The 23,423-nt window shown below is 70.0% G+C and carries 20 protein-coding genes and 1 pseudogene; 10 read left to right on the top strand and 11 right to left on the bottom strand.

From position 1 onward, the window contains the following. Positions 1-13: 13 nt before the first annotated feature. A complete protein-coding gene (locus A176_RS17020; RefSeq protein WP_002639411.1) occupies positions 14-709 on the top strand; it encodes a sulfatase-like hydrolase/transferase in 696 nt (231 codons plus the stop codon). Positions 710-811: 102 nt separating this feature from the next. After that, positions 812-2,323, top strand: a complete 1,512-nt coding sequence (locus tag A176_RS17015) for a hypothetical protein (protein WP_002639410.1) — start codon at positions 812-814, stop codon at positions 2,321-2,323. Positions 2,324-2,393: 70 nt separating this feature from the next. Here the strand turns inward: A176_RS17015 and A176_RS17010 are convergent, their stop codons facing one another. The 7 genes from A176_RS17010 to A176_RS16980 form a co-directional block, all read right to left on the bottom strand. Beyond that, positions 2,394-3,095, bottom strand: coding sequence for a hypothetical protein (locus tag A176_RS17010; protein WP_002639409.1), 702 nt, complete (start codon positions 3,093-3,095; stop codon positions 2,394-2,396). A gap of 92 nt (positions 3,096-3,187) precedes the next feature. Beyond that, positions 3,188-4,747, bottom strand: a complete 1,560-nt coding sequence (locus A176_RS17005) for a DUF4139 domain-containing protein (RefSeq protein ID WP_002639408.1) — start codon at positions 4,745-4,747, stop codon at positions 3,188-3,190. Further along, entirely contained in the window at positions 4,747-6,978 is a 2,232-nt protein-coding gene (locus A176_RS17000; RefSeq protein WP_044890456.1) for a DUF4139 domain-containing protein, read from the bottom strand. The genes A176_RS17005 and A176_RS17000 overlap by 1 nt, the downstream gene beginning before the upstream one ends. A 128-nt stretch (positions 6,979-7,106) precedes the next feature. Next, positions 7,107-7,655: a M15 family metallopeptidase gene (locus A176_RS16995; RefSeq protein ID WP_002639406.1), complete on the bottom strand. Its 549-nt coding sequence runs from the start codon at positions 7,653-7,655 to the stop codon at positions 7,107-7,109. 84 nt (positions 7,656-7,739) lie between these two features. Then, entirely contained in the window at positions 7,740-8,144 is a 405-nt protein-coding gene (locus A176_RS16990) for an MGMT family protein (protein WP_002639405.1), read from the bottom strand. 67 nt (positions 8,145-8,211) lie between these two features. After that, entirely contained in the window at positions 8,212-9,879 is a 1,668-nt protein-coding gene (locus A176_RS16985; protein WP_002639404.1) for a DUF2339 domain-containing protein, read from the bottom strand. A 78-nt stretch (positions 9,880-9,957) separates the two neighbouring features. Further along, on the bottom strand, positions 9,958-10,488 hold the full coding sequence (locus tag A176_RS16980) for an FHA domain-containing protein (protein ID WP_002639403.1): 531 nt from the start codon (positions 10,486-10,488) through the stop codon (positions 9,958-9,960). A 181-nt stretch (positions 10,489-10,669) separates the two neighbouring features. Here A176_RS16980 and greA point away from each other — a divergent pair, with 181 nt between their 5' ends. The 5 genes from greA to thrC all read left to right on the top strand — a co-directional run bounded on the left by greA (position 10,670) and on the right by thrC (position 17,052). After that, entirely contained in the window at positions 10,670-11,188 is a 519-nt protein-coding gene (greA, locus tag A176_RS16975; RefSeq protein ID WP_002639402.1) for a transcription elongation factor GreA, read from the top strand. Positions 11,189-11,300: 112 nt separating this feature from the next. Further along, on the top strand, positions 11,301-14,366 hold the full coding sequence (gene recG / locus A176_RS16970) for an ATP-dependent DNA helicase RecG (RefSeq protein WP_002639401.1): 3,066 nt from the start codon (positions 11,301-11,303) through the stop codon (positions 14,364-14,366). Between the two features lie 47 nt (positions 14,367-14,413). Continuing rightward, positions 14,414-15,052 carry a protein-L-isoaspartate(D-aspartate) O-methyltransferase gene (locus tag A176_RS16965; protein ID WP_002639400.1) on the top strand — a complete coding sequence of 213 codons (639 nt, stop codon included), beginning with the start codon at positions 14,414-14,416 and terminating at the stop codon, positions 15,050-15,052. 96 nt (positions 15,053-15,148) lie between these two features. After that, positions 15,149-15,715 carry a hypothetical protein gene (locus A176_RS16960; protein ID WP_044890455.1) on the top strand — a complete coding sequence of 189 codons (567 nt, stop codon included), beginning with the start codon at positions 15,149-15,151 and terminating at the stop codon, positions 15,713-15,715. Beyond that, the gene (thrC, locus tag A176_RS16955; RefSeq protein ID WP_002639398.1) at positions 15,712-17,052 is read left to right on the top strand and encodes a threonine synthase; all 1,341 of its coding nucleotides are present in this window, start codon (positions 15,712-15,714) and stop codon (positions 17,050-17,052) included. Before A176_RS16960 ends, thrC begins: the two co-directional genes overlap by 4 nt. A 31-nt stretch (positions 17,053-17,083) precedes the next feature. On the opposite strand, the gene ribB is transcribed toward thrC, so the two are convergent. Further along, entirely contained in the window at positions 17,084-18,235 is a 1,152-nt protein-coding gene (ribB, locus tag A176_RS16950; protein ID WP_002639397.1) for a 3,4-dihydroxy-2-butanone-4-phosphate synthase, read from the bottom strand. Positions 18,236-18,411: 176 nt separating this feature from the next. Here ribB and A176_RS16945 point away from each other — a divergent pair, with 176 nt between their 5' ends. Then, positions 18,412-18,750 carry a hypothetical protein gene (locus A176_RS16945; RefSeq protein WP_044890454.1) on the top strand — a complete coding sequence of 113 codons (339 nt, stop codon included), beginning with the start codon at positions 18,412-18,414 and terminating at the stop codon, positions 18,748-18,750. Continuing rightward, the gene (gene tmk, locus A176_RS16940) at positions 18,747-19,415 is read left to right on the top strand and encodes a dTMP kinase (protein WP_002639395.1); all 669 of its coding nucleotides are present in this window, start codon (positions 18,747-18,749) and stop codon (positions 19,413-19,415) included. The genes A176_RS16945 and tmk overlap by 4 nt, the downstream gene beginning before the upstream one ends. Positions 19,416-19,437: 22 nt before the next feature. Here tmk and A176_RS16935 read toward each other — a convergent pair whose 3' ends face one another. Next, entirely contained in the window at positions 19,438-20,019 is a 582-nt protein-coding gene (locus tag A176_RS16935) for a hypothetical protein (RefSeq protein WP_144429557.1), read from the bottom strand. A 60-nt stretch (positions 20,020-20,079) separates the two neighbouring features. Here A176_RS16935 and A176_RS16930 point away from each other — a divergent pair. Next, positions 20,080-20,816, top strand: a pseudogene (locus A176_RS16930) (competence/damage-inducible protein A). A 142-nt stretch (positions 20,817-20,958) separates the two neighbouring features. On the opposite strand, the gene A176_RS39980 reads toward A176_RS16930, so the two are convergent. Together A176_RS39980 and A176_RS16920 are read right to left on the bottom strand one after the other, a co-directional pair. Next, positions 20,959-21,717: a hypothetical protein gene (locus tag A176_RS39980; protein WP_002639392.1), complete on the bottom strand. Its 759-nt coding sequence runs from the start codon at positions 21,715-21,717 to the stop codon at positions 20,959-20,961. A gap of 12 nt (positions 21,718-21,729) precedes the next feature. Continuing rightward, positions 21,730-23,421, bottom strand: coding sequence for a hypothetical protein (locus A176_RS16920; protein WP_144429556.1), 1,692 nt, complete (start codon positions 23,419-23,421; stop codon positions 21,730-21,732). Positions 23,422-23,423: the final 2 nt, after the last annotated feature.

Here is a 23,423-nt window from a genome sequence, read left to right as displayed (position 1 = left end):
CTCACACGGCGGCATGATGCAGAAGTGGTACAACGCCTATCAGGAGACGTTGCACGTGCCGTTCGTCATCTCGAACCCGCGCCTGTTTCCGGAGCCACGGAAGGCGGAGCTGGTGACGTCGCACGTGGACCTGATGCCGACGTTGCTCGGTCTGGCCGGAATCGATGCCGATGCCACGCGGCGGGAGCTGGCTCGGGATCACTCGGAAGCCCAGCCGCTCGTGGGGCGGGACCTCTCGGGCCTGGTGCTTGGCCAGACGCCGGAGCAACACGCGCCCATCTATTTCATGACGGACGACAACGTCGAGTCCGGGCTCCAGATGACGAACAATCTCACCGGCCAGGCGTTCCCTGCCGTCATCCAACCCAAACACATTGAAACGGTCATCACCCGGCTCCCGGAGCTCACCGGAGACACCTTGTGGAAGTACAGTTGCTACTCGGACAACCCGCGCTTCTTCGCGGGGGCCGTTGGCAACACGGACGAGGTGGCCACGGCGCGGTTCATCCCTCGAGAGTACGAGTGTTACGACCTCTCGGAAGATCCGCTGGAGACGCGGAACCGTTGCAGCGCTGTCTCTGGCGCGCCGCTGCCTCCCGACGTTCGCGCCGCGCTCGACCAGGTGCTTCAGGAGGAGCGCATGAAGAAGCGCCTGCTCCCGAAGAGCCTCAACCGCAACGCGACGACCAAGGGGCCTCTTCGGGACTGAGAAAAAACGGCCTCGGAGCGCCTCCGAAAAAGTCAGACCGGCCCGATATGAATCTCCCTGCGCTGCGCGATTCTGCGCGCCGCCGAAAGGGTTTCTTTCACCATGAAAGTGTCATTGATTTCAGTCGGGCTGCTGGTCGGCATGGCAGGGGTTGGCTGCGGTGGGCTCGATGAGGCCGAGGCAGTGGATGCCCCCGCGTCACTGGACGCGGCCTCCGAAGTGACGCAAGGCCTGTCCACCCAGGTCACCGGGAGCAGCCAGGTCACCTTCATCGCCATGTCGGGCAACGAGACGAAGCCTTACGACCAGTCCGCCACGTCTGTGGTGGCATACACGCGGGATTCTTCGACCGGGACGTTCACGGCCTACCCGGGCACGGGCTCCGCGGATGGCACCATCTCCGTGCCGAATGTTCCCTCGGGCCGCGTGTATCTGAAGCTGGGCTCGCGCTACCTGGTGAGCACCAGCCGCACGTTCGACCTGGGCTCCACGGCGTGGGGCCGCGATGGCACCTTGGTCTCGCAGCCCACGCCCTTGACGGTTTCCGCCACCGGCATGTCTCCCTGGCAGCCGGAGGATTATCTGGACGTGTATTCGTTGAATGCGGGCGCGTTCGGTTACGCGGGCTCCATCGCCACGGGACGCCCCCTGACGGGCGCCACATCGCTCTCGGGATTGAGTTTCGATTACGCCAGACTGGCCAACCCCGTCCTGCTCGATAGCAGCCGTGGGGACTTGCTCTCCCTGGCTCAGATGCGGTCTCAGACGAGCGCGAATGGCGTGCCCTACCGCGGGATGCACAAGGTGTTCCTCTCGAGCGTGACCCAGGTGGAGGGGCAGCCCAACTCCATCAGCGGAAACTTCACCCAGCCTGCCGCGACCGGCACCTTCTCGGTGGACTGGAGACGTTCGGCCTTCGAAGCCATGCGCACCCTGGTGAATCCGACCGCGGTCAGCACGTACAACGAGATCTGGATGTCCTCCCGGCCGGCCGCGCTGAGCTCGGCGGGCGCGGCCATCAGCGGGCCGCCGTTGCTCGTGAAGCTCAATCCTGACTCGCTGCGGACGGACATCGTCACGGGGAGCATGACCTACAACAACCCGCTCCCGGCCACGTGGCAGAAGGTGGCGTCCGCCTCCGCTGGCTTCACGAAGAGCTACGCGCTGGGGACCGCGACGCCTTACACGATGAACGTGGACATCCGCGTGGAGCAGGAGGAGAGCGCGTTCACCGCCGCGCCCGTGGAGCCCCTCGTCGGGCCGGTGGTGGCGCCCCTGGTGAACACGCGTGGCGCGTTCCAGAACCTCACGGGCGTGGGGGTCGACGCCTCGCTGCGCTGGTCGAAGCCGTCGGTCGGCACGGCCACGAACTACGTGGTGAACATCTACCGGCTGGGGACGAGCAACGGCGCCACCACCGCGTCGCGCGTGGCGATGCTGCACACGGACCTCCAGAGCGTGCACCTCCCCCCGGACGTGCTGCGGCCGGGCGGGACGTACTTCGCGGAAATCCAGAGCTGGTACCAGCCCGGTTCGAACCTCGCGACGAGCCCCTTCAAGCGCGCGCTGCCTCGAGCCCGCGCCAGCGTGCTCACCGGCATGTTCAGCCCGTAGTCCGTAGACGCTGAATCCCCAGGAGGGAAGGGAGTCCGCTCCCTTCCTTCCTCACGGGGCGCATCGCGGGTCAGAGCATCAGTCCGACGAGCGCTCCGGCGAAGGGTCCGTTGAGCCGCACCGTGAAGGGCTCGGCCTCAGCGGTGGACCTGAGGCCGTCCGCCTCCCGGAAGTAGTGGGTGTAGCCCCCGTGGACCCGGGCATGCACGAGGCGGGAGAGCTGGAGTTGGAGCGCCACCAGGCCGCCCGCGCCAAAAGCCCACTTCCGCATGCGGCCTTCGTAGAGGTTGTTGCCTCCCACGGGCCGGTAGCCCGGGTCTCCGGGGCGCAGCGCGTTGACCCTCCCCGTGGGAAGGGACGCCTCCGCCGCGCTGCCAAACGCGCTCACGCCCAGCGTCAACGACCGCGTCAGCGTGAACCGCTTCTCCAACCCCGGCCGCAGCGCAAGGACCTGGACGTCGCCGCCGGCCAGGTACCAGTCGATGCCGTTCGTCCACCACCAGTCGCTCCGGTCCGAGCCCCGGACCAGGTTGAAGTGGAGTCCGCCGGACAGGCGCGCCGCGCTTCGACGTGCGTTCACCGTCCGCACCTGTGAGCGAATCGTGGGCACCTCCGTCGCCGGGTGGCGCATTGTCGCCAAGGTCCCGCCCACTTCGACGGAGAGCTGTGGCGGCGGCCCCGCCTCTTCGGGAGGCTCCGCGGCCAGGGCCACCGACGAAAGGGTGGAGGACACCAACACGCTGACTGTGCACACCGCGCGGATGAGGCTCATGGGGTCTCCTGTCGGACGAGGAATGCTTCCGCCAGTCTCCCGGCGGAAGCCCCGGCCCTCAAGGGCTGTTACGCGGTGGAAGCCTCATGGCCTCAGAGCCCCGCCACCTTCGACGCGCTCGTCACCACGTAGTCCATCGCCAGCTCCTGCTGCGAGCGCGGCGCGGCCGTCAGCTCGAAGCGGACGATGCCATCCTCGCTCACCCGTGAAGGCGCGGGTTTCGTGTGTTCCCGCAGCAACTGCACCTCCACCGACTCCACCTCGGAGACGGGGATTCGCTCCTCGATGGCCACGGGCACCGCCTGCGCGCCCATGTTGGAGAGGAACAGCCGCACCTTGTGCGTCGTCACCTTGCGGCCCGTCAGGCGGCTGGTCTCTCGCCCCTGGTCCTCCGTGCGGGACACGCGCAGCGCGTCTTCGCTTCCGAAGCCCAGCTTCACGCGCTCGCCCTTGCCAGTGAAGCGAAGCTGCGCACGCCCCACATAGCCACTGGTGCGCACCAGATTCACCGGCCCGGCCAGCAGCACCGACGGACCCGTGTTGTCGAAGCGGGCCACCCGATGCACCAGCACCGACTGCTCGGGGCAGGCGAGCAGCTCGGACTTCGCCGGCGCGGTGAACTGGAAGAGCGGAACGCGGTAGGGCTCGCCGTCCGAGGGCACCGTCGCGCGATGGGGCGAGGAGAGGGTCAGCGCCTCACCGCCGTCATCCATGCCGGGCAGGGTGTCCTCGCCGCGGGCCGCGCCGGGCTCGCCCGTGGTCTGGATGACCTCCTCGCGGATCGCCACCTCCACCACCTGCCGCTCGCGCTCCGTCTTGTCGCGCAGCCACAGCCGGTCTTCCTGGAGCCGGGGCGGCGTCGCGCCCAGGGTGGGGCGCGCGGTGGAGAAGGCCAGCTCCACGTCCTTCCACTCCTCCTCGGTGCGCTGCCAGACGACGGCCTCGCACTCCAGCGTCACGGATTCGCCAGCGGCGTCGCGGGCCAGCGTGGCCCGGTAGGAGGGGCGCCACGCCGTGCAGGGCACCAGGTAGGTGACGGAGACCGTGGCGGGGCCGCCCGTGGGGTGGCCCACCTCGAGCTCGGCCTGGACCTCCACCTTGAGCTCCTCGGAGGGCTCGGCGAAGGGCCGCGAGGCCTTCACCTCCTCCAAGGCGCTCGTCACCTCGCTCCTTCGTCGGAGGTTGTCCGTCACGGCCGTGTCGACCGACGCTTGCTCGCGCCGGAGGGTTTCCAACTGTTCGCGCCACGACTCGGGCCGCGCCTGTCCTGCGCCGGTCTGCTCGGAGATGGCGCGGAAGAGGTCGGCTCGTGCGGACTCGAGCAGCCGCTTGCGCATGTCCAGCCGCGACGCCTCCGCGTCCGCGCGCCGGGCGTCCTCCTCCAGCTCGGCGATGCGCTGGCCTACCTGGGTGCGGTGTACGCGCTGGGCCTCGGGCGTGACGGGCAGGGCGGTGCGGCGGATGCGCGCCTGGGAGATGGTTCCCCCCGAGACCTTCGCCTGGAGCGAACGGTCCACGGCGAGCGGAGACAGGCCCTGGATGAGCAGGCGCTGGGGGCCCGTGGACAGCGGGATTTCGCCTCGCCGCTCGACGAGCGCCCGGTCCTCCAGGACGGTGACCTTGACCACCGGCAGTGTGAAGAGGGTTCCCATCATGTCCTCCGGTTCCCGCCCCCGAGCATCTTGTTGCCGGGAATCTTGACGGTCCATGTCGCCTTCAGGGTTTGTGCCTCACCGGGTTGGAGCACCACGCGCCACGCGCGTTCGCCCTCCACCTTGGGCTCTCCGGGCAGGGGCGTGCGCTTCTGCCACACCGGCGCCACCTCCATTTCCTCCACCTTGATGTCCTTCTCCGCGCTGAGCGGAACGCTGGGGACGCGCTCGCACACCTCGACGAGGACGCGGCTGGACAGCCGGTTCGCCAGCTCCACCGAGACCTGGTGCGTGAGCATCGTCGAGCCTCCGAACATGCCTCCCGTGGCCTCGTCGAAGCGCGTGTTGCGCGCGACCTTGATGGACTCCTCCACGCCCAGCCCCAGCCGCTGCGTCGAGCCGGGCGCCATGGTGGGCAGCGGGGACGTCATCAGGAACTCATTCTCCAGCGTGACGTCCACGGGACCGGCCAGCAGCGGATACGGCGTCCGGTTCTCCAGCCGGACCGTGCGGAAGGCGCGCGGCTCCACGGAGGGGACGCACACGTATTCGGCGGCCAGGCCCATGGGGACCGTGAGCACGGGCACGGTGTGCCAGACCGCGTCGGAAGGCACGTCCGCGCGGGCCTCCACGTCGAAGCGCGCATCGAAGTGCTGGGACGTGGCGCGGGGCGGTTGGGACCAGGCGGGGGCGGGCACCGTCCAGATGGCGGAGGTCTCCTGCTCGCGCACCGAGATGAGGGTGGTGATGTTGACGTGAACGTTCATCGCCGTCAGCACCTGGAGTTCCCGGGCGACGTTCGCGGGCCGGGGGCGGAGCCTGCCGCGGGCGCCGGGGGCCTCCGCGGAAGCCAGATCCAGCCGGTCGTAATCCAGCAGCGCATCGGAGGGCTCCTGCCTCGGCGTGGCGCGGTCCTCGGCGCCGCCGCCGCCCCCACCCAACGTGCCGCCTTCGTCGCTCAGGGCCTCTTCGCTTTCGTCGAAGTCCATCTCCGGTGGCGCGTCCAGGACCTCCATGGGCGCCGCGCGCGGCTTGCTGGCGCGCGACGGTGCCGAGGCCGACGACATGCGCTTCATCTTCTCGGGCATGGCGGGCGCGGCGGGGGCTGGGGGCCGGGGCGCTCCTCGCGGAGCGCCGGGGGGCGCGGCCATGTCCGGGGCGGCCAGATCGCTCTTGTTCCTGGCCTCGCGCTGCGGCCCAGCCCCTCCGCGGGGGGCCTCCTTGCTGACGTCCTGGGGATCTGGAGCGCTGCGCACCGCGGAGCCGAAGAGGGGCTCGCCAGGCGTGGGGGCCGGCGCGGAGGCGATCGCCGCGTCATAGCCCGCGAACAGTTCGTCCAGACCCGCTGGGGGCTCGCGCCAGCCCGAGCGTGCCGGAGGGGGCTGGTGGCGGCCGATGCGCAGCGCCTTCAGCTCGGGGACCTCGGCGTTCCGCGCGACGTCGGCGGTGGAGACGGACAGCTTCACACCCGTCCAATCTTCGCCGGTGCGTTGGAGCACGGAGGCGCGCATGCGCAGCGTTCCCTCCTCGAGCGTCCGAGGCAGCCGCAAGTCGTACGTGGGCACCCAGCGGGCGCCCTGGACGGCATACTCGAGCGCGAGCTGCGCACCCTGGTCCGCGGGAAGCGGGCCCGTGAGCGTCAAGACGACGCCACGGTAGATGCGAGCCCGCTCACCGCGCAGCTCGGGAGACGTCGCGGCCGCGCGGAGGCGGCACAGGTTGAGCGCATGCTCGGCGTCTCGCAGTTGCCGTTCCAGGTCCAGCTTGCGCGTGTGGAGCGTGGCCATCTCGGCATCCACGAAGGACATGAGGGACATCATCGCCGCCACGGGCGCTTCCCTCGGCTCGGAAGGGCCGTCCTTGGGCCGGGGCGGGAACCCGGGCGAGAGCTTGGACAGGGCCTCCAGCTCCTGTGCCACCCGTGACAGTTGCGATTCGAGGCGCATGTGGTGGAACTCGGCATCATCCAGCGCGCGGTACACCGCGGGCACGTCGAGCTCCGGCGGGAGTTGGACGTCGTAGGTGGGGCGGAGGTCCCGCACCCCGAGTCCCGCGGGGCCCCGGATGACGGAGGCCCTCAGCGAGCCCGGCTGTAACGACAAAGGCAGACCGTTGATTCTCACCTGCGAGGGGAGATTTCCTCCCGCCGATGGAATCGTGGCGAGACGCGTGCAGAGCGCGCCCGCCGCGTGGACGGTGACCGCATCGAGGTTGGATGGGACAACGAGCATGGGGACACACCGTAGTCGATGTGTCTGATAAAAATCAGTCCCCCCGGACAAGTGGGTCCAACCCGTGAGGTCGGAACGTCCTGGAGTCGCATTGACGACTCCCCGCATTTGGGGTTAGCGCGCCGCCGTCAGCTCTTCTCCGTGCTCGCCACGGAAGGCGTCTCCGGACGCGGGAGCTTCAAGGGACGGCCCACGCAGTCGAAGCCGGGCTCGGGCTCGCGTGTCGTGCGCGGGCGGTACTCCCAGTGCCACGGCTCCGAGCGCACCGTGCGCTTGAAGCCGAAGCGACAGGCGTTCGACACGAGCCAGTCGTAGGTGGGGGTGGTGACGTCGCCGATGACCAGGTCCACCGCGAGCCCGCGCTGATGATTGGAGCGACCCGGCCTCGCGGCCTGAGGCCCCTTGCCCTTGCGATAGCGTTCGTAGAGCCGGCGCTGCTTCGCGGGAGAGCGGTAGCCGCTGCGGACCCAGAGGTAGATGTTCTTCGTGCGCGCTTCGGCCTTCATCTGCTGGTACGCGGACGCGGCGTCGCGTTGCAGCAGTTGTCCGTTCTTGAGGCGGACGAGCTTCGCTCCCCGGGCCGTGGGTCGCCGGCTGTTTGCTTCACCGGCGAGGGCCTGGGGCGCGAACCAACACAAGAGGAGAAAGACACCCCAGCGGAGCAGCGCGAGCGACATGTTTGGACGCCGACCTGATGGCCGGAATCCGAACTTTCGCGCGTCTGCTCCCAGAGGCAAGCAGACGGGAGGGCAGGCGCTTGTTCAGAACAGACGCATTTGCGCGTCCGCGGGTTTGCCCGCACGCGGGGGCAGGGGCTGGAAGCCATGCGCGCGCGCCCAGTCCTCGCTCGGCCCGGTCCAGTGGTGCGTGTCCATGCGCACCTGCTCACGTTCATCGAAGGTGACGCCCTCCGCCTCCAGCGCCTCACGCTGTCCGTGGCCGGAGGTGCTGATACCGCCGGTGCGGTTGATGACGCGCTGCCACGGCACGGTGTCCGCGCGCGAGCCCAGGGCGCCCAGGGCATGGCCGACGATGCGCGCGTCGCAGCCGTCGCCGACGATGGTGGCGATGTCCCCGTAGGTGGCCACCTTCCCGTGTGGCACCTGGCAGGTGACGGTGTAGATGCGCTCGAAGTAGTCGCGTTCGTCGCGGAGGGTCGTGGACATGGCGGGCTCTGGGGCTCTGTCGTGGAAATGGCTGCGCCCGTCGGATTGCGGCACGACGGGCGGGGCGTCAACTCTTCCGGTCCCGCAGCCGGGTGTACGTGTACGAAATGACGAGCATCATCACGCCGAGCAGGATGAACGTGACGATGCGCTGGTTGGTCGGAAGGCGGGCCAGGTCCACCAGCAACAGGCGGAGCAGCGCGAACGCCAGCACGGCGAGCGCCGCCAGCCGGTACCAGCGCTCCCGCAGCGCGAACCCCAGCGCGAACAGGCCGAAGGCGGCCACCACCCAGCCCAGCGTCGTCAGCCCCGACGGCATCCACGCGCTCACCAGCCCCACCAGGGCCAGCCCCGCGCCCGCCGCACCCGCCGCGTGCAGCAGCCCCTCCGTGGCGTGAGGGCGTGAGGCCATGAGGGTGGGCAGGGGCAGGACATGCACGCGCTCCGCGAGCACGAAGGCGGCGAGCAGCACGGCCTGCAACAAGGCCTGCTTGGGGATGAAGAAGTAGCAGGTGCCCAACGCGGTGAAGAGGATGAGCATGCCCGCCCAGCGCAGCAGCGGCGCGCCCAGGCTCCGGGAGGCGAGCGCCGCGGTGGCGCCCGTGGCCGTCCAGGCCATCACCAGCGCGGAGCGGCTGAACTCCGCCGGCATGGCCGCCGCCAGCGTCAACACGCACAACAAGAGGTACGCGTGGAAGAGGGCCGGGGGCGCGCGTTGCTCCCGGGCCACCACGGCGCTTCCGGCCTGGGCGAGCGCCAGCACCACGAAGAAGAGGAAGAGTCGCCCATCGCTCCACTGCGCCACTTCGTAGCCGCCGAGCAGCAGCAGGCCACCCCAGTTGATCAGCGCGAAGGCGAGACACGCGACCGTGGACAGCTCGCGGGGGCGTGTCAGCAGCGCCACCGTGAAGAGCATGAAGTAGAGGGCGAGGAACCCCAGGCTCAACATGAGCCGCTCGCTGCTGGGCGCACCGGGTGCCACGGCGTCATTGCGCAGCGCCCAGACGATGTGCGTGGAGTACACGGCCACCAGGCTGGACAGGGGCACGACGACCCAACGGTTCCGCACGAGGAAGAAGAGCGCGCCCGCGGCCAGCATCGTGGTGGACAGCAGGGTGAACGTGGTGATGTCGCTCATCATCCCCGTGTGCAGACCGAGGAAGAGCGCGATGCCGGCCACCGTCTCGGAATGCATCCGCTGCGCGATGACCACGATGGTCACCACCACCGCGGCCAGCAGGACCAGCGCGAGCGTCTGACTTTCAATGACCCGCACGGAGGGCAGGAAGTGCAGCGCATAGGTGACGAAGTAGGCCAGGGCCAGGCCTCCGCCAAAGATGATGCGGCCGAAGAGCTGGTGCCGCCGCGACAGCCACAGGCCGAAGGCGCCCAGGCCCGCGCTCAACAGGTAGCCGGCCGCCACGCGCGCCAGCATGCCCAGCTCACCGAAGTAGGAGGTGATGAGGTACGCGATGCCGATGATGAGCGCGACGATGCCCACCCGGCTCAGCCAGTACGTGCCGAGGTGCGCCTCCAGGTCCCGCCGCGCCTTCGCCGGCGCGGGCGCCACGGGTGTGTGGGGCTGCGTGAAGGGGCCGGTGACCACCTGCCGGGGCTCCGCGGGACGCACCTGGGCGTCCTCGAGCCGGGCCAGCCGGGCCTCCAGCGTCGCGACCGTGGCTTCCAACTTGCGAACCGTTTCCCGTAGCTCGTGCTCTTCCGCCTCGACGGCCATTCCCGTGCGCCCCCTGTCCCGGCCAGTCCGAGGACCATAGCCGACGGGGCGCGCGTCGCGAGCGTCCGCGACGAAGGCCTAACCGCTGCGCGAGCCCAGGCCGGTGGCTTCACCGGCGCGCAGGCGTTCGTGCAGGGTGCCGGTGAGCAGGTACCAGAACTGCACGTTGCCCACGCTCAGGATGTCCCCGTCGCGCAGGACGGCTTCGCGGCCACTCAGGGAGCGGGCGTTGAGGAAGGTGCCGTTGGTGGAGCCCAGGTCCTGGACCGTGCAGATCTGCCCGTCCGCGTTCCAGCACAACTCCGCGTGCATCTTCGACACGGACGCATCGTCGACGACGAGGTCGCAGTCCATGCGGCGGCCAATGCGCAGCCGGTCCGTGGCGTTCAGGGGCGGCAGCGTGGCGACCCGCAGGTGTTCGAATTCGAACAGCAGGGTGAGCATGCCCTGCTCGATTTCCGAGGCCGTCGCCATTCGCGTGGGCGCGAGCACCGCGGACGCGGCCTCGGAGGGCGGGCGTTGGATGAGTGCGAAAGGCCCCAGTTGACGCTGGAAGGAACTGGAGGGCAGCGCCGCGCCGAGCGCGCGCAATTCCTGGACGGACAGCACGGGGGCAGACTAGCGGGTCACCGGGCGCGCGCCCAGTGCATCTCCCGTTCCCTGTACGGGTTTCATTGACCAACTTGTCAGTGGTTCCCTACATTGGCCTTTTGGTCGTGGGGGCGTGCTCCGGGAGGAGCGCCCGTCCCCAAAAGTCTTGAACCTGGGAGTGGTGGAAGGAGCTGTGTCGATGAGCAGCGGGAGCGACAACATCCCGATGACCCCGTCCGGACTGCGCAAGCTGAAGGAGGAGTTGAAGCACCTCCAGTCCGTTGAGCGGGGGAAGATCTCGCGCGAGATCGAGGTCGCTCGCGCCCATGGCGACCTGCGCGAGAACGCGGAGTATCACGCGGCGAAGGAGAAGCAGTCCCACATCGAGGGCCGCATCCTGACCCTCGGTGACTGGATTGCGCGGGCGGAGGTCATCGACCCGGCCAAGCTGGGGGGTGACAAGGTCATCTTCGGGGCGACGGTGGACCTGCTCGACACCGAGACGGACAAGCCGGTGAGCTACCGGCTCGTCGGTGAAATCGAGGCCGACCTGAAGAAGCGGTGGATCGCCGTCACCTCGCCGGTGGCCCGGGCGCTCATCGGCAAGAAGGTGGGCGACATCGCCACGGTGCAGAGCCCTGGCGGCGTGCGCGAGCTGGAAATCACGGAGATTCGCTTCGAGGAGCCCACGGAAGAGGCCCCGGCAGGCGAGAGCTGATTTTCGGAAGCGCCAGCCAGTTGCCGGGGGAGCGGGCCAGGGCTCGCTTCCCCGGTCTCGTTTTGTGGGAGACGTCATCCCCGTTCCGTAGGATGTACGGCGGAACCCCCGCGTGAGCCACCCCCTCGCCAGTCTCGTAGGCCCCCTCCGGTATGCGTGCCAGCGCGACTTCGCGATGCTCGCCACCGTGAAGTCGCTGCGCCCGGTGCTGGAGCGCGCGCTCGCGGGCGCCAGCGGCGTGGACGCGAAGGCCCTGGCGCACCTTCAGGCCGCGCTGCCCTACGTGGACCACCCCATTCCGGAGCGGCGCAAAGCGGCCCTTCGGCGTGTGGTCGCGGGGTTGAAGATCAGCGGCGTGGAGCTGCCCGGCGAGTTGCTCGGGATGTCGATGGAGGGCGAGGCGCCGCCTCGTCCCACGTCGGCGCAGGGGGGCGCCCCGGCTGGTGGTGTGACGCCCCCGGGATACGTGCCGCCCTGGAGGTCCGTGGATCCGGTGCCCGCTTCGCGAGGGACGGGGGGCTCCGCGGCGTCCAGCGAGGGCCGGCGGCCGCGGGATGCCTCGTCATCCGAGGCGGCGGGCCTCCTGGCCTCGCCTCGGTCCGCGGATGCGCTTCGTGGACCGCGTGAGACGCCGATGCCCGGCGCGGCGGTGGCCTACGGGCAGCGCGTGCTGGCGGGGGCGCTTCCAAATCGTCAGGTCTCCGCTCCAGCGCGTGGCGCGGCGCACGGGCCGGTGTCTGGAGCGCGCGGTCCTGCGCCACTGACTCCATCCGAGGAACGGATGGCACCGCCGGCGCGGCCGACGAACCGCGTCCCAGCGCGCGCTGAAGCGAGCGACGTGGCGTCACTGCCTGCGCGGTCGACGAACCGCGTCCCAGCGCGCCCGGGGGCGTCCGAAGCGGGTGGGGCGCAGTCGTCGCGTGGCAAGTCGGGCGGCCGGCAGGGCACCTTCGACACGGGGCCCGGCGCGGTTCCCGGGGCGAAGACGCGGAAGGAGAAGGCGCAGCGGAAGAAGAAGCAGGCCGTGGCGGCGGAGGCGTCTCGCTCCGAGGCCAAGCTGCTCTCCATCGCGCCGCGCTCCGGTCCACTGTCCTCTCCGTTGAAGACGTTGGGCAAGCGGCTGGGGCCCAAGCTGGTCTCGACGTTGGACAAGAAGGGGCTGCGCCGCATGGGCGACATCCTCTTCATGCTGCCTCGCTGCTACGAGGACCGCCGCCAACTGCGCACCATCGCCGAACTGGAGCCCGGTGAGCGCGGCGTCACCGTCGGCATCGTGAAGGTGGCGGACTTCGTGCCCGGGCGGCAGGGGCGACGGATGTTCCGTGCCGTCGTGGGCGACCGTTCGGGCAGCATCGCCGCGACGTACTTCAACGCGGGGCCGTGGCTGAAGAGCCGGTTCACCGTGGGCAAGCGAATCGTCCTCTCCGGAGAGGTCCGCGCCACGATGACGGGCCGCGAGATGGCCCACCCGGAAATCGAGCCCGCGGAGGACCTCGACTCCACCACGTCGGTGCACTTCAATCGCATCGTCCCCGTGTACCCGGGCTTCGAGCGCGGCGAGCAGCGCTCCTTCCGCGAGCTGACCTCTCGCGTGGGCGAACAGTTCGCGCACGAACTGGACGACCCATTGCCCATGGGCCTGCGCCACCGCATGGAGCTGATGGGCCTGCCGGACGCGCTGCGCTACATCCACTTCCCACCCGGAGACGCGGATTTGGAGGCGCTCGATGCGCACCAGAGCCCCGCGCACCGGCGGCTCGCGTTCGATGAGCTGTTCTTCCTCCAGCTCGGCATGGCGCTGAAGCGTCAAGGGGTGAAGGCGGAGGTCGGTATCGCCTTCGACGTGTCTGCGCCGCGGCTGGAGAAGGCCCGGGGCGCGCTGCCCTTCCAGCTCACGGGCGCACAGGCGCGCGTGGTGGAGGAGCTCTGCCACGACATGGCGCGCGCGGAGCCCATGAACCGGCTGGTGCAGGGCGACGTGGGCAGCGGCAAGACGGCCGTGGCCATGGTCTCCGCGCTCATCGCGTTGCAGGCCGGCTACCAGGTGGCGGTGATGGCCCCCACGGAAATCCTCGCGGAGCAGCACGAGCGCAACTTCCGCAAGGTGATGGCGCCGCTGGGCTACCAGGTCGGCCTGGTGAGCGCGGCGGGCACGGCGAAGTCCAAGCGTCAGGTGCGCGAGGCCGTGGCCCGGGGTGACATCCATCTGGCCGTGGGCACGCACGCGCTGCTTCAAGCCGACGTCTCCTTCGACCGTCTGGGCCTCGTCGTGATTGACGAGCAGCACCGCTTCGGCGTGCTCCAGCGTCACACGCTGATGAGCAAGGGCCCCAAGCCGGACGTGCTGGTGATGACGGCCACGCCCATTCCCCGCACGCTGGCCATGACGCTCTACGGCGACCTGGACCTGTCCGTCATCGACCAGCTCCCGCCGGGCCGGACGCCCATCCGCACGCGGGTCTTCAACGACAAGCAGCGCGCGCTCGTCTACGAGTCCGTGGGCGCGGAGCTGGCGAAGGGCCATCAGGCCTACGTCGTCTACCCCCTCGTGGAAGAGTCGGAGAAGCTGGACCTGGAGGACGCCACGCGCGGCCTGGAGAAGCTGCGCAAGGTGTTCCCCGACGCGAAGGTGGGGCTGCTGCACGGGCGGATGAAGGCGGAGGAGAAGGACACCGTCATGGAGGACTTCCGCGAGAAGCGCCTCCACCTGCTCGTGTGCACCACCGTGGTGGAGGTGGGCGTGGACGTCCCCAATGCGTCGGTGATGGTGGTGGAGTCCGCGGAGCGCTTCGGTCTGTCGCAGCTCCACCAGCTCCGGGGCCGGGTGGGGCGCGGCGCGGCGGCGAGCTTCTGCCATCTGGTGGCCGGCAACGCGCGCTCCTGGGAGTCCGCCGAGCGCCTCGCCGTGATGGAGCAGAGCAGCGACGGCTTCGTCATCGCGGAGAAGGACCTGGAGATTCGAGGCCCGGGAGAATTCCTGGGCACGCGGCAGAGTGGCCTGCCCGAACTGGCGGTGGCCAACCTGGCGCGGGACGGAGACCTGCTCTCCATGGCGCAGTCGGAGGCGCGCCGCATCCTGGAGAAGGACCCGGACATGAAGGCCCAGGAGAACCAGGGCCTCGTGAAGGCGCTCGAGGAGCGTTGGGAAGGGCGGCTCGCGCTCGCGCGCGTGGGGTAGTCCGCGGACGCCGTGCCCGTGAGGCCATTCGTGGCTAGGGTAGGGGCATGGGCGATTGGGGACGGGCAGAATACCTCTCACGGCACGGCATCCAGGACCGGCGCGTGCTCGACGCGATGGCACGGCTCGACCGCGCGGACTTCATCCCCGAGGCCACGCGCGGGGAGGCCGGTGCGGACGTGCCGCTGCCCATCGGCCATGGGCAGACCATCAGTCAGCCCTACATCGTCGCGTTGATGACGGAGGCGCTCCAACTCGACGGGACGGAGCGCGTGCTGGAGATTGGCACCGGCTCTGGTTACCAGACGGCGGTGCTGTCCTTGCTGTGCCGCCAGGTCTTCACGGTGGAAATCGTCCCGGAGCTGGCCGCGTCGGCCCGGCGCCTCTTGGAGGCGCAAGGCTTCCACAACGTGTCCTTCCGGGAAGGGGACGGCTCCCTGGGATGGCCCGAGGAGGCACCCTTTGACGCCATCCTCGCGGCGGCGGCGCCCCCGGACGTGCCGCTTCAACTGCTCGCGCAGCTCAAGCCGGGCGGGCGCATGTTGATTCCCGTGGGCCCCCAGGGAGGGACGCAGCAGCTCTTGCGCATCCATCGCGCCTTGCGGCCCGGCGAGGTGCCCCAGGTGGAGTCCCTGCTGCCCGTGCGCTTCGTCCCCATGACGGGACAGGCGCTCTCCCAGGGCTGAAAGGGCTCGGGTGGTGGGCGACCCGGTGAGGCAGGCGGCACGCTGGCCGTCCGCTTGCTCGCCATGGCGTCGGAGGCCCGCTAACGTTCGCACATCATGATTATTTGTCCGCTCTGTGACCACGTTCAGCCCGAAGGGACGGAGTGCGATGTCTGCGGCAAGCGGTTCCCGCTGCCCGTGGCCGACGCCCCTGCCATCGCGACGCTGCCGGAGCTGGAGGTAACGCCGCACGCGGGAGGCCGCGCCCCCGTGAGTGTCGCGGCGCTGCCGGACCTGGACCTGACGCGGGTGCGCTCCGGCCCGGACCTGCCGGTGCAGATGGTTCCGGACCTCCAACTGACGCGGGCCCGGGACATGGGGCCGGTGCCCGTGGCCCCCATGGCCGAGCTGGACACGGGGCGCGCGGCGGATGACGGCGTTCGCACCGCGGCGCCCCTGGGGGCCGTCGTCTGTCGTTACTGCCGCAACACGCAGGCGGCGGGGTTGCTTTGCGACAACTGCGGCATGCGGCTGCCCAGAGTGCGTCCCGCCGCCGGAGCGGCCGTGGCAGGGAAGCCCGCCGCCGATGACGACGGGTGGCGCGCCTGTTCGTCGTGCCACACGCCCGTGCGGCCCGGAAAGCCGTGTCCGGAGTGCGGTACCCGGGCCCAGGAGGAAGCATGAGCAACGGAACGTCTTCGGATTTCCGCGCGGAGTTCGCGTGCAGTGAGGGGTGTGACTTCCGCGCCTCGCTGCTGGACGTGGTGTACCGGTGCCCGCGCTGCGGGGGGCTCCTGGAGGTCGCGCATGACGTGGCCGCCTTGCGCACCGTGCCCGCCGCGGAGTGGAAGCGCCGGTTCGAGACGCGCTTCGGCTCCGCGCGCCTGCCGGATGCCTCGGGCGTCTGGGGCAAGCGCGAGTGGGCCTACCCGCAGCTCCCCATCGAGGACATCGTGTCCCTGGGCGAGGGCCGCGTGCCGCTCAAGCCGCTGCCGCGCATGGCGGCGGAGCTGGGGCTGGCCGCGTTGGAGTTGAAGGAGTGCGGCGTCTCGCCCACGGGCAGCTTCAAGGACTGGGGCATGACGGTGCTCGTGTCCGCGGTGAAGCACATGCGGGCCCGGGGCGTGCCGCTGCGCGCGGTGGCGTGTGCCTCCACGGGCGACACGTCCGCGGCGCTCTCCGCCTACTGCGCGGCGGCGGGCATTCCGGCGGTGGTGTTCCTGCCGCGCAACAAGGTGTCGCTCGCGCAGCTCGTGCAGCCCATCGCCAATGGCGCGCGGGTGCTGTCGCTGGACACGGACTTCGACGGCTGCATGAAGCTGGTGCAGGCGGTGACGGCGGACACGGGCCTGTACCTGGCCAACTCGATGAACTCGCTGCGCATCGAGGGCCAGAAGATGGTCGCCGTGGAGCTCTGCCAGGACCTGGGTTGGGAGCCGCCGGACTGGGTGGTGATTCCGGGCGGGAACCTGGGCAACGCCAGCGCGCTGGGCAAGGGCTTCGAGCTGATGTTCGAGCTGGGGCTCATCTCCCGCCGGCCGCGCATCGCGGTGGCGCAGGCGCAGAAGGCCAACCCGCTGGCGCGCTCGTTCCGAGGCGGCTTCCAGGAGCTGGTGCCGCTGCAGGCCGAGCCCACGCTGGCGTCGGCCATCCAGATTGGCAACCCGGTGTCCTTCAAGCGCGCGGTGAAGGTGCTCAAGGCCTTCGACGGCGTGGTGGAGGACGCGTCCGAGTCCGAGCTGGCCAACGCGGCGGCGCGCGCGGATCGCGAGGGCACCTTCACGTGCCCGCACACCGGCGTGGCGCTGGCGGCGCTGGAGAAGCTGGTGGCGCGGGGCGTGATTGCCCGGGGCTCGAAGGTGGTGGTGGTGTCCACCGCGCACGGCCTGAAGTTCGCGGACTTCAAGGTGGGCTACCACCGGGGCGCGCTGGCGGACGTGGCGAGCCAGTTCGCCAACCCGCCCGTGGAGCTGCCCGCGACGCTGGACGCCGTGAGGGGCGCGCTGGCGGACCTGGGCTGACGCCGTCCCGGTCCGCCAGAGGCGGGGCGCGTCAGTCCGGCTGGAGCGGGACGCGCTTCTCGATGGTGAGGCCGAAGCCCGCGAGGCCGCGGTAGGTGATGTCCGAGTTGGTCATCACCTGCAGCGAGCGCACGCCCAGGTCGTTGAGGATCTGGCAGCCCATGCCCAGGTCGCGCGACTCCTGCGGGCCGCGCGTGGGGCCGCTGCTGCCGTCGGTGTTGCGCTTGTGATGGATGCCGAAGTCGTCGCCGTGCATGCCGGGCAGGTACACGAGCACGCCGCTGCCCTCGCGGGCGATGCGCGCCAGCGCCTGATCCAGCAGCACGTTGCAGTTGCACGTCGGCGAGCCGAACACGTCGCCCAGGGCGCAGGCCGCGTGCAGGCGGACCAGGGTGCTGGGTCGCGAGGCGGGGTCGCCCTTCATGAGCACCAGGGACTTCACGCCGTCCGGCAGCCACGAGTACGTGAGCGCGGTGAAGTCGCCGTAGCGGGTGGAGACGGTGTGCTGGCCGGGCTCGCGGCGCACCAGCCGGTCCTTGCGGCGGCGGTACTCGATGAGGTCCGCGATGGTGATGACCTTCAGGTTGTGCTCGCGGGCGAAGACCTTGAGGTCCGGCATCCGCATCATGGTGCCGTCGTCCTTCACCAGCTCGCAGAGGATGCCGGAGGCGGACAGGCCCGCGAGGCGGGACAGGTCGACGGTGGCCTCGGTGTGGCCGGCGCGGCGGAGCACGCCGCCTTCACGGTAGCGGAGCGGGAAGATGTGGCCGGGGCGCAGGAAGTCATCCGCCTTGCTGGTGGGGTCCACCAGGGCGCGGATCGTCTTGGCGCGGTCAGCGGCGGACACGCCCGTGTGCGTCCCGTGGCGGTAGTCGACGGAGACGGTGAAGGCGGTACGGTGGGATTCGGTGTTGTCCGACACCATCTGCGGCAGGTGGAGCTCATCCAGCCGTTCCGCCAGCATGGGCATGCAGATGATGCCGCTGGTGTGGCGCACCATGAAGGCGATGTGCTCGGGCGTCACCTTCTCCGCGGCCATGATGAGGTCGCCCTCGTTCTCACGGTCTTCGTCGTCGGCGACGACGACGAACTTGCCTTCCTGGATGTCGCGAATGGCGTCTTCGATGGAGGAGAGCTCGCTGTCGTGACTCATGGAGGATTCGGTCCGGGCGGAAGGCTGCATGAGCGGCGCATGTAGCGTGGGTGCCTCTGGCTCGCAAGCCAACCCGTCTGTGGCTGTGTGTGGGGATGATGGCGCGGATGAGGCGGGCAGGGGCCGTTGGAGGTCCTCTGACCGCCCAGGGAGGGGGCGCTGACTCGACGCGGGAAGTCCCCTGATGTAGGGTCTTCGGCGCCGTGATGACTTCCAATCCGCAGGAACTCCGGGCCCGGCTCGACCAGCTCCAGGCCAGCCTCTCCACCCGCGAAAGCACCACGCGCTTCGCCCACGCGGGCGTGGCCACCGTCATCGCCTCCCTGGTCGGCGGGGCGTCGGGCAAGCTCTTCTACGATTCGCTCAGGACGCCCCTGCTGGCCTGGGCGGCGGCCTTCCTGTCGCTGGGGCTGCTCGTGTACGCCTTCATCAGCTACCGCGCGGGCCGCAAGGTCCTGGTGGATGAGTTGAAGCAATACGAGTCGATGCTGGCCCTGCGCAGCGAGCTGCGGCTGGACGACCCCGCGGCCCTGTTGCCCCGGTGAGCGCCGCTCGGAAGAAGGCGACGTCTCGCTACCCGGGGCGGTTCATCGTCCTGGAGGGGCTGGATGGCGCTGGCACCACGACGCAGTCGGAGCGGCTGGCCGCGGCCCTGCGCGCGGAGGGGCACTCGGTCCTGACCACGCGGGAGCCCTCGGATGGGCCCGTGGGGACGATGATTCGTCAGGCGCTCACGGGCCGGCTGGGCCTGCCAGGAGGGGCGGGACCGTTGGCGCCGGAGACGCTGGCGTTGCTCTTCGCCGCGGACCGGACGGACCACCTGACGGCCCGGGTGCTGCCCGCGCTGGCCGCCGGGCAGATTGTCCTGTGCGACCGCTACGTCCTGTCGTCCCTGGCGTACCAGGGGGCGACGCTGCCCATGGATTGGGTGGAGGCGGTGAATGCCTGCGCGGTGTCGCCGGACCTGACGCTCTTCGTGGGCGTGGCGCCCGAGGTCGCGGCCCGCCGCCGCAAGGCCCGGGGCGGGGCCGCGGAGCTGTTCGAGGCGGACGAGGCGCAGCGGCGCATCGCGAAGCAGTACGTGGCCGCCATCCGCCGCCGGGAGAAGCACGAGCGCATCGTCCACATCGACGGCGAGCAGGGCATCGAGGCGGTGACGGCCGCGTCGCTGGTGGAGATTCGCAAGCTGCTGGGGCGCAAGAAGCGCTGAGTCGGCGTCGCGTCCGCCTTGCTCAGTTGAGCAGCGGTGCAATGGAGAACGGGACGTCAATGGACGTCTCATCTCCACCGCAGCTCCCGTTCAAGGAGCCGAGCCCGGTCAGGACCAACCGGCCTTTGACCTCCGTGTCGGTGTTCGTCTCCAGCTCGAGCGTGCCGGTGTAGTGCCACTCGGTATCGATCTCACGCGGCATCCAGTTGCAGAGCGTGGCGCTCGACACGTCCCGGACGGCTTCGGACTGTGCAAGCGAGCCTTGGGGTGGCGGCCGGGGCATGCGGTCCTGTCCCCAGGCGATTCCGGCAAGGGTGAGGGTGGCGGGCCCCGAGTTCCGGATGGCGGGATCCAGCGCGATGCGGAGAGAGACGCCGATCTCATCATCCTCGGCGTCGGGGATGGGGTCGGACTCACCGAAGACAGAGAAGTCGGTCACCGTGTCCTGATGGTGCATCTGGACACGCCGCGTGTCGTTGAAGTCCCTCCAGTGCTCGCCGTACCTCACGCGGATGGTCCCGATGTCGGGGCCCCGTGGGGGCTCGGGGTCGTCGCTCGGGCCCGAATCGCCACATCCTCCGAACGTTCCGTCATGTAAGTCCATGGCAGGTCCGGGACGCCGTCGACCCTCCACCTCTCGGATTCGGTTAGACTCCCGCCCCTTATGGAGCGGACCGGCGCAGCGGCAGTCATCATCGGCAACGAGGTCCTGACGGCCAAGGTCCAGGACCTGAACGGGCCGCACCTCATCAAGCGCCTGCGCGAGGTGGGCATCCCGCTGGTCTCCGTGGAGACGGTGCTCGACGACGTGGACGCCATCGTGGACGCCGTGGCTCGGGCCCGCCGCAAGGCCCGCTACGTCTTTACCAGCGGCGGCATTGGCCCCACCCATGACGACGTCACCGTGCGCGCCGTCGCCATGGCCATGGGCCGGCGGGTGGTGCGGCTCCAGGAGATGCTGGACCTCATCACGTCCCGGGTCCCCGAGCGCGAGGTGACGCCCGAGGGACTGCGGCTCGCCGATGCCCCCGAAGGCGCCGTGCTCCTTCCCCAGTCCGGGACCTGGTTCCCGGTGCTCGCGGTGGATGACGTCTACCTGCTCCCCGGCGTCCCGCAGCTTTTCAGGATGCAGTTGGAGACCGTGCTCGCGCGCCTGAGCGGCACGCCGGTGGCCGTGAGCTGTCTCTATCTAAGCCTGGGGGAGAGCGACATCGCGGCGGTGCTGGACCGCGTGGCGCTCGACATGCCGCACGTGGCCATCGGTTCCTATCCAGAGTTCGACCCCGCCAAGGACTACCGGGTGAAGGTGACCATCGAGTCCGCGCTGCAAGGGCCCGTGGATGACGCCCTGAAGCGCATCGTCACGGGCCTCCCGAGGGCGCGGTGGTGCGGCGGGAGTAGGGCCCTCGGCGCCACGTCGGCGCTCAGCCACGGGCCCGCCCGGTCCGCCGTGGGGTCGATGGCCTTCAGCCACGGCGTCAGCTCGACCCCGCAGGGCGGCGTGTCGCCCTGGTTGGTCCAGCGCGATGCCTTCGCTCGAGCACTAAACCGGCAGGACCTCGCGGATGACCCCTGTGGGTTGCGGCGCTCCCACCACGATGAGTTGCTCGAGCTCCCCTCGAATGAGGAACTCGGCCTGGGCGCGGAAGAATGGCTTCGCGTGGAGCAGCTCGGCGCCACGTGTCATCCCGACGAGCACCACGCTGGGCCGCAACAACCGGATCCGCACGCCCGCTTCGTCCGAGGCGGAGTCGTCGAGGTTGCCCATCGTCGCGGCGGCGATCAGGAGCGTGCTCAATGCGCTCGACAGCAACGCGTCCGCCGCGCCGTGTTCCTCGCTCCAGGCCCGGAGGATGAGGGGGATGTCACACGGAGCCCGCTCCAGGAAGCCGGACGCGTGGGCTCCGCGCAGCCGCGCCACCACGGCGACGTCCGCCTGGGCGGGAGGGCGGTAGCAGCGCACGGTGCGCCCCTCCACCTCGTAGTCGTCGCCCCGCCGCAACGGGTAGCCCGGCGGGGACTCCACCTCCACCACCTGCCCCACGACAGAGGCGGGCAGGGCGAAGTCCCGCTGCTTCCCGTTGGCTTTCCAGCGGTGTACCCCGAAATGGAACGCGGGCTCACGGCGGGCCGTCAGGTCCGCGGACTCGAGGAGGGCCAGCTTCATGCTCGGCGCGATGACTTCGAGGAGCTGCGCGACGCCAATCGCGGGCCCTGACGATGGCCCCGTGGAGACGGGGACGCCATCCGGAAGCGAGGACAGGAGCGCGTCGTGGAAGAAGGTTTCGACGGAGGCCAGCATGGCGGATGACCCTCAGGAGGGCTGAAACAGCGCGTACGTGTCGCGCTGGGGGCTCGTCACGCGAAGCTCGGAGAGCGTGATCTCCCCCGCGACCCGCGAACGCACGACGACCTCGAGCATGGGCGCGGAGCCCGTCGCCAGAACGGGGGGCGGGGCGAGCTCCGCGAGTTCCCGCTCGTCCAGTCGGGCCCACCCGTGGGCATCGAGCTTCACGGGGAGCTGCTTCGTGCCCCAGCGTAGAATTACCTGTGGTGGCTCCGCTGGCTCGGTGCAGGACGTGAGCAGTCGCGGCCGGCTGTAGGCCCACGCTCCATCGCTCGGTCCGCGGAGGGACGGCACTTCACGCTCCAGCCAGGGGCCGGTGTCCTCGGTCCGATAGAGAGAGGCCCGTGGCGCCAGGCCCGAAGCGCCGCCTACGCTCGCCGCATCCCCGAGGCTCCAGAGCAGGCTGCCCTGGGCGACGGTGAGCACGGCCCACCAGTTTCGCGTCGCATCGAACGCAAGCGGTTTGGGCAACGCCATGGACACCCAGCGCGCGTCCCACGGCGCCGGGTCCTGTTCGTCCAAGGTGAACGCCACGCCTGGCGCCAGGGGCACCGTGCCCGGGCGGCCATACTCATCCGGAAAGAGCGTCACCATGCCCATGACGGAGCGGGTGAGGGGCCGGAGATGGAAATCCATTCCCGCGAGGGCGTGGCCTTCCTCTGGCGAAGAGAATGCCTGTGCCGCCGCGAGCCCCGCTCCACACCGATGCGCCTGCGACGGGTTCTCAGGCGGGGGAAACGAGAGTGGAACGCGTTCACCTCGAGGCTGGTACCTCGCGAGGAACCGCACCTCCCGCAGGGGCTGGCCCGGTGCTATCTCGACGCGGCCAATCCCTTCTTCGTCCGCGGTCAGCGGCAGGGCGAGCGTGTCCCCTCCCTGGCTCCACACCTGGGTGAGCGTGACGGTGTCCAGCGTGATGCCGAGCCGTTGGAGGCGTGACGGCGCGGGGGCCCGGAGTCCGAGGGTGACCGTGCCTCCCTTCAGGTCCGCGGGCCATGCCTGCTGGAGCGCCGCGCTCACGTCATCCCGCAGCGTCAGTTCCTGCAAGGGCTGCAATGGCAGCCCGTGTTGGAAGAACGGTCGTTCCGTCTCGACGTGGACCGTCAGGTCCGGGGGCCGCGCCGCCGCCTTCACCACGAGGGATGACACCGTGGCGACCGCCTTCTGTCCGGTGGCCGGAGGAACGGGATTGGCGGGGGGCGCGAAGACCTCTACCATCAGCCGGCTCGCCAGGATGCCGGGGAGCGGCAGCGCCGTGGTGTCCTTGTCCCCAAGGGGAACGGTGGTGACCGGCGTGGGCGGATACCACGGGCCGCCGTCGGCGATGCTGAGCCGCCCCTCCACATTCGCCTCACGGGTCTTCACCTGCAGGAACATCAGGGCGCGGCGGGCCCCCCAGTCCACGCTGAACCACTGCACGGGCGCGTTCGTGGGCACGGGGCCCGGGCCGCGGCTGGTCGCGACGGTGGCGGTCGGCAGGACATCCACCATCACGTCCTCCCCGGGTGCCTGCACGGTGAGCGACGCGCGCAGCAGCTCCACGTTGGGCGGCACGTCGAGCGCCACCGTGAGCCCTTGGGCATCCAAGGGCGCCGTGGGTCCCGCGGGGACTGCCTTCCCGTCATGCCTCAACGTGGCTCCAACGCGCGCGCGGGTCATGG

Origin of the sequence: Myxococcus hansupus, from assembly GCF_000280925.3 — a bacterium.
GTDB lineage: Bacteria > Myxococcota > Myxococcia > Myxococcales > Myxococcaceae > Myxococcus > Myxococcus hansupus.
Note: the sequence above shows the minus strand (reverse complement) of the source record. Positions and strands in the feature narration are given on the sequence as shown.